Source organism: Rhodococcus sp. NPDC047139 (assembly GCF_040643435.1).
Lineage (GTDB): Bacteria > Actinomycetota > Actinomycetes > Mycobacteriales > Mycobacteriaceae > Rhodococcus.
Genome location: NZ_JBEYUH010000011.1, coordinates 150336 through 156888 on the forward strand (window position 1 = coordinate 150336; position 6553 = coordinate 156888).

A 6553-nucleotide genomic window follows, 5' to 3' on the forward strand; every position below is an offset into this window, starting at 1 on the left:
CGTCGGCGTCGTCCCCGTCCGGCACGTGGAGAGATTCGTTTCGGCGCGCACCGAGCGCAGGCATCACTCGGAACGACGGCAGCCCGCCACCTTTTCGGTGGCGGGCTGCCGTCGCGGCCGGGATGGAGACGACTAAGCGGTCTCGGTGATCGGGCGATCGACCCAGCTCATCAGGTCGCGCAGCTGCTTGCCGACGACCTCGATGCCGTGCTCCGCATTCTCCTTGCGCAGTGCCTCGAGCTCCTTGTTGCCGCCCTCGACGTTGGCGACGAGGCGCTTGACGAAGGTGCCGTCCTGGATGTCCTTGAGGATCTCCTTCATGCGCTCCTTGGTGCCGGCGTCGATGACGCGCGGGCCGGAGAGGTAGCCACCGAACTCGGCGGTGTCGGAGACCGAGTAGTTCATGCGGGCGATGCCACCCTCGTACATGAGGTCGACGATGAGCTTGAGCTCGTGGAGAACCTCGAAGTACGCCATCTCGGGGGCGTAACCCGCCTCGACCATGACGTCGAAACCGGTCTTGACCAGTTCCTCGGTGCCACCGCAGAGCACGGCCTGCTCACCGAACAGGTCGGTCTCGGTCTCTTCCTTGAAGGTGGTCTTGATGACACCGGCGCGGGTGCCGCCGATGCCCTTGGCGTAGGACAGCGCGAGCGCCTGGCCCTCACCCTTGGGGTCCTGGTGGACGGCGATGAGCGCCGGAACGCCCTTGCCGTCGACGAACTGGCGCCGCACGAGGTGGCCGGGGCCCTTGGGGGCGACCATCGCGACGGTGACGTTCTCGGGAGCCTCGATGAGACCGAAGTGGATGTTGAGGCCGTGGCCGAAGAACAGCGCGTCGCCGTCCTTCAGGTTGGGCTCGATGTCGTTCTTGAAGATCGACGCCTGCGCGGTGTCGGGAGCGAGCACCATGATGACGTCGGCCCACTCGGCGACCTCTGCGGGGGTGCCGACGGTCAGGCCCGCCTCCTCGGCCTTGGCCCGCGACTTCGAGCCTTCCTTCAGACCGATGCGAACGTCGACGCCCGAGTCGCGCAGGCTCAGCGAGTGCGCGTGTCCCTGACTGCCGTAGCCGATGACGGCGACCTTACGACCCTGGATGATCGACAGGTCGGCATCGTCGTCGTAGAACATCTCGACTGCCACAGTAATTACCTCTTTCAGCAAGTATGGGTGTGTTAAGGCTAACGGGTAGCCGTGATGGACTTCGGACCGCGTCCGACCGCGACGACACCGGACTGGACGATCTCGCGGATTCCGTACGGTTCGAGCATGCGCAGCAGCGCATCGAGCTTGGACCGTGTACCGGTGGCCTCGATGGTCAGCGACTCGGGCGAGACGTCGATCACCTTGGCCCGGAAGAGATTCACCGTCTCGATCACCTGGGTGCGGACGCTCGCGTCCGCCCGCACCTTGATGAGCACGAGTTCGCGGGCGACGGACGCCTCGTCCTCCTGCTCGACGATCTTGATGACGTTGACGAGTTTGTTGAGCTGCTTGGTGACCTGCTCGAGCGGAAACTCGTCGACGGTCACCACGATCGTCATCCGCGAGATGTCGGGCACCTCGGTGCCACCGACCGCAAGGGACTCGATGTTGAATCCGCGGCGCGAGAACAGCGACGCGACGCGGGCGAGCACGCCCGGCTTGTCCTCGACGAGAACACTGAGAGTGTGGCTCGTGCTCACTTGGTCTCCTCCTGGGCCGCAGCGTTCTCGGTGCGGGCTTCGAGCGCATCGATGGTCTCGTGGATGACGGCAGGATCGTCGGCGGCAGCGTCGTCGTCGAACAGCGGCCGGATGTCGCGCGCGGCCATGATCTCGTCGTTGCTCGTGCCGGCGGCGACCATGGGCCACACCTGCGCGTCCTTGCCGACGATGAAGTCGATCACCACGGGACGGTCGTTGATCTCCTGCGCCCGGCGGATGGCCGGCTCGACGTCCTCTTCGCGCTCGACTCGGATACCCACACAACCGAGGGCCTCGGCGAGCTTGACGAAGTCGGGGATCCGCAGCGAGTGCGTGGCCAGGTCGGTGTTCGAGTACCGCTCCTCGTAGAAGAGCGTCTGCCACTGCCGGACCATGCCGAGATTGCCGTTGTTGATCAGGGCGACCTTGATCGGCACGCCTTCGACAGCGCAGGTCGCGAGTTCCTGATTGGTCATCTGGAAGCAGCCGTCGCCGTCGATGGCCCACACCTCGGCCTCGGGCCGACCCATCTTGGCGCCCATCGCGGCGGGCACCGCGTAGCCCATGGTGCCCAGACCACCGGAGTTGAGCCAGGTGCGCGGCTTCTCGTAGTCGACGAACTGTGCGGCCCACATCTGGTGCTGGCCGACCCCGGCGCAGTAGATCGCATCCGGGCCGGCGAGCTTGCCGACGGCCTGGATGACGTACTGCGGCGACAAGGTGTCGTCGGCGGGACGGTCGTAGCTCAGCGGGTAGGTGCGACGGATGTCGTCCAGATACGCCCACCAGGCCGAGTAATCGAGCTTCGTGCCGGTCGCGAGATCGGCGCGGATGGCCTCGATCAGCTCGACGATGACCTCCTTGCAGTCACCGACGATCGGAACGTCGGCGTGCCGGTTCTTGCCGATCTCCGCCGGGTCGATATCGGCGTGGATGACCTTGGCGTCGGGCGCGAAGGAGTCGAGCTGCCCGGTCACGCGATCGTCGAAACGAGCACCGAGGGTGATGAGCAGATCGCTCTTCTGCAGTGCGGCCACCGCGGCGACGTTGCCGTGCATACCGGGCATTCCGCAGTGCAGGTTGTGGCTGTCGGGGAAGGCGCCGCGGGCCATGAGCGTCGTCACGACCGGGATGCCGGTCAGCTCGGCGAGCTCGAGCAACTCGGCTGACGCCTCGGCCTTGATGACACCGCCGCCGACGTAGAGCACGGGGTTCTTCGCATCGGCGATCAGTCGCGCGGCTTCGCGGACCTGCTTACCGTGCGGCTTCGTCACGGGACGGTAGCCGGGCAGGTGCATCTCCGGCGGCCAGCTGAAAGTGGTCTGCGCCTGGAGGATGTCCTTGGGGATGTCGACGAGGACAGCACCGGGACGCCCCGACGAAGCGAGGTAGAACGCCTCGGCCAGGATGCGCGGGATGTCGGCGCCGTCGGTGACGAGGAAGTTGTGCTTGGTGATCGGCATCGTGATGCCGGAGATGTCCGCTTCCTGGAAGGCGTCGGTGCCGATGAGGGGACGACCGACCTGGCCGGTGATCGCGACGACGGGCACGGAGTCCATCTGCGCATCGGCAAGCGGGGTGACGAGGTTGGTCGCGCCCGGACCGGAGGTGGCCATGCACACGCCCACCTTGCCGGTGGCCTGGGCGTATCCGGTGGCCGCGTGGCCGGCGCCCTGCTCGTGCCGGACGAGCACGTGGCGCACGCGCCGCGAATCGAAGAGCGGATCGTAGACGGGGAGGATCGCGCCGCCGGGAATACCGAATACCGTGTCGACCTCGAGTTCCTCGAGTGCGCGGACCACCGACTGCGCGCCGGTGACCCGCTCGGGGGCGACCTGGCGTCGGTTGGCGGGCTGCGCTGCTGCAGCTGCGGGAGTCGGGGTAGCGGACCCCGGCTTGCGCGGCGAGGGTTGAGGCCGTGCGGTTGGTGCGCTCACTGCGAATTCCTCTGATTCTGCTCCGGGCAACAAAAAACCCTCGTCAGCGAGTTGCTGTACGAGGGTGGCGCGTCGTGGGCGAGTTGCAGGATGCGGCTCAGGCGACGACGCGCCGGCCGATTACGAGCAACCCATTCTGATTCACGCGCTCGACGTTAAGCGCATGGTGTCCAGACAGTCAACTTGGTGCGGTCGACCGTCCCAGAATGTGAGATGCCGCGGCTGCAGTGCGAAGATGTAGAGGTGTCATCTTCCCAGCAGCCCGTGCCACCTTCTCCATCATCCCACACGCCCGATTCGACGACGCAGGTCATCCAGATCTCGCGCCTGTCCTTCGTCGCATGCGGCATCCTGTTCCTCGCGCTGGCCTCTCCCGCCCTCGCGTGGCCCGCAGCCTTCGCCTGGACCCTGATCATCCCGTTCCTCGTCGCCGCATGGGTCGTCCGTGTGCGGACCGTCGTCGGCCCCGAGGGCATAGTCGCGCGCTCGACCTTCTCGACCACCACCTTGAAGTGGGATTCTCTCGACGGCCTTCGGTTCCCGAAGCGGGGCTGGGCCCGCGCACGGCTCACCGACGGCAGCGAGGTCGCGCTGCCCGTGGTCACCTTCGGCCGCCTGCCACAACTGTCGGAGGCGAGCGGAGGCCGTATCCCCGATCCGTATGCGGCAGCCCGCCGGGCAGAGGAAGAAGAGGCCGACCGCGCCGAGGCAGCACCCGATCCCGTTCCGGAAGCCGACATCAACGACGATGCTGCCACCGTCGAGAAGACCGACGAGCCCACCGTCGAGAAGAAGGACGAGTCCTCCTGAGCCGTGCGACCGGACGCGAATAGCCGCACCCGACAGCACGCGAGTAGATTCGTCGGTGCCGCTGCCCGGCTCCGCCCAGCCCGGCGACCGGATGCGGCCAGGCCGATTGCGCACACAGCCACCGTCAAGGAAGTCAGCCCATGCCCCCGTTGAGGTCACGCACCACCACCGTCGGACGAAATGCTGCAGGAGCGCGCTCCCTGTGGCGCGCGACCGGCCTGACCGATTCCGATTTCGGCAAGCCGATCGTCGCGATCGCGAACTCCTACACGCAGTTCGTGCCGGGTCACGTCCATCTGAAGGATGTCGGTGAGATCGTCGCGAAGGCGGTGCGCGAAGCCGGTGGCGTCGCACGCGAATTCCACACGATCGCCGTCGACGACGGTATCGCCATGGGCCACGGCGGCATGCTCTACTCGCTGCCGAGCCGCGAAATCATCGCCGACTCCGTCGAATACATGGTCAACGCACACACCGCCGACGCACTGGTGTGCATCTCGAACTGCGACAAGATCACCCCGGGCATGCTCAATGCCGCGATGCGCCTGAACATCCCGACGATCTTCGTCTCGGGTGGCCCGATGGAGGCCGGCAAGGCCGTCGTGGTCGACGGTGTCGCGCACGCACCCACCGACCTCATCACCGCGATCTCCGCCTCCGCCAGCGAGGCCGTCGACGACGCGGGTCTCGACGAGGTCGAGCGCAGCGCATGCCCCACCTGTGGTTCGTGCTCGGGCATGTTCACGGCCAATTCGATGAACTGCCTCACCGAGGCCCTCGGTCTCGCGCTGCCCGGCAACGGCTCGACCCTCGCCACCCACGAGGCGCGACGCGCCCTGTTCGAGACCGCCGGCACGACGATCGTCGAGGCGGCCCTGCGCTATTACCGGGACGACGACGAGTCGGTGCTGCCGCGCAACATCGCGACCCCGGCCGCCTTCCGCAACGCCATGGCGCTCGACGTCGCGATGGGCGGCTCCACGAACACCGTGCTGCACACCCTCGCTGCCGCCCAGGAGGGCGAGGTCGACTTCGACCTGTCGACCATCGACGAGATCAGCCGCCGTGTGCCGTGCCTGGCGAAGGTGTCCCCGAACTCCGACTACCACATGGAGGACGTGCATCGCGCCGGTGGCATCCCCGCGATTCTCGGCGAATTGCGGCGCGGCGGCCTGCTCGAGACCGACGTCTCCACCGTCCACACCGAGAGCTTCGACGAATGGCTCGACACCTGGGACATCCGCTCCGGTAAGGCATCCGAGACGGCCCTCGAACTCTTCCACGCCGCGCCGGGCGGTGTCCGCACCACCGAACCCTTCTCGACGAACAACCGCTGGTCGTCGCTGGACACCGACGCGGCCGGCGGCTGCATCCGTGACATCGAGCACGCCTACACCGTCGAAGGCGGCCTGTGCGTGCTGCGCGGCAATCTCGCGCCGGACGGCGCCATCCTCAAGACTGCGGGTATCGACGAGGATCTGTTCCACTTCGAAGGGCCGGCCTTCGTCGTCGAGTCGCAGGAGGAAGCCGTCTCGGTCATCCTCGGCAAGAAGATCAAGCCGGGCGACGTGGTGGTCGTGCGCTACGAGGGTCCCGCCGGTGGCCCCGGTATGCAGGAGATGCTGCACCCCACCTCGTTCCTCAAGGGCATCGGCCTGGGCAAGGTCTGCGCCCTGATCACCGACGGCCGCTTCTCGGGCGGCACCTCGGGCCTGTCCATCGGCCACGTCTCCCCCGAGGCCGCATCCGGTGGTGTCATCGGCCTGGTCGAGAACGGCGACCGCATCCGCATCGATGTCGCGACCCGCACCCTCGAGGTGCTCGTCGACGACGACGTCCTCGCCGATCGACGCGCCAAGATGGAGGCCTCCGAGCGCCCGTGGCAGCCCGTCGACCGCGAACGAACGGTCTCGAAGGCGCTCCGTGCGTACGCAGCGCTGGCCACTTCCGCCGACAAGGGAGCCGTCCGCCGCGTGCTGTGAGGCGGACCGAGTGCCGACGAGGAGGGGCCCCGCGATCACCGGGGCGGGTTCACATGATCGTCGCAACACTCTCAACGAGAGGTTGCGACGATCATGTCGTTTGCGGAGGACTGCGACCGGTTCGGTAACCATCTGG

At 67.0% G+C, this 6553-nt stretch carries 5 protein-coding genes; 2 read left to right on the forward strand and 3 right to left on the reverse strand.

Going from position 1 to position 6553, the window contains the following annotated elements:
* Positions 1 to 132 precede the first annotated feature (132 nt).
* The 3 genes from ilvC to ABZ789_RS15820 are packed head-to-tail and all read right to left on the reverse strand — an operon-like array spanning position 133 to position 3625.
* Positions 133 to 1134: a ketol-acid reductoisomerase gene (gene ilvC, locus ABZ789_RS15810; protein WP_358425242.1), complete on the reverse strand. Its 1002-nt coding sequence runs from the start codon at positions 1132 to 1134 to the stop codon at positions 133 to 135.
* Between the two features lie 50 nt (positions 1135 to 1184).
* The gene (gene ilvN, locus ABZ789_RS15815) at positions 1185 to 1688 is read right to left on the reverse strand and encodes an acetolactate synthase small subunit (protein WP_006554535.1); all 504 of its coding nucleotides are present in this window, start codon (positions 1686 to 1688) and stop codon (positions 1185 to 1187) included.
* Positions 1685 to 3625 carry an acetolactate synthase large subunit gene (locus ABZ789_RS15820; RefSeq protein WP_358425226.1) on the reverse strand — a complete coding sequence of 647 codons (1941 nt, stop codon included), beginning with the start codon at positions 3623 to 3625 and terminating at the stop codon, positions 1685 to 1687. The genes ilvN and ABZ789_RS15820 overlap by 4 nt, the downstream gene beginning before the upstream one ends.
* 264 nt (positions 3626 to 3889) lie before the next feature.
* Here ABZ789_RS15820 and ABZ789_RS15825 point away from each other — a divergent pair, with 264 nt between their 5' ends.
* Together ABZ789_RS15825 and ilvD are read left to right on the forward strand one after the other, a co-directional pair.
* A complete protein-coding gene (locus tag ABZ789_RS15825; protein ID WP_358425244.1) occupies positions 3890 to 4435 on the forward strand; it encodes a PH domain-containing protein in 546 nt (181 codons plus the stop codon).
* Positions 4436 to 4575: 140 nt separating this feature from the next.
* Positions 4576 to 6417, forward strand: a complete 1842-nt coding sequence (ilvD, locus tag ABZ789_RS15830; protein WP_358425228.1) for a dihydroxy-acid dehydratase — start codon at positions 4576 to 4578, stop codon at positions 6415 to 6417.
* The last annotated feature ends 136 nt before the right edge of the window (positions 6418 to 6553 follow it).

Coding starts and splice junctions, on each gene's coding strand:
- ilvC (WP_358425242.1), bottom strand. CDS start 1,134: ATGTTCTACGACGACGATGCCGACCTGTCGATCATCCAGGGTCGTAAG.
- ilvD (WP_358425228.1), top strand. CDS start 4,576: ATGCCCCCGTTGAGGTCACGCACCACCACCGTCGGACGAAATGCTGCA.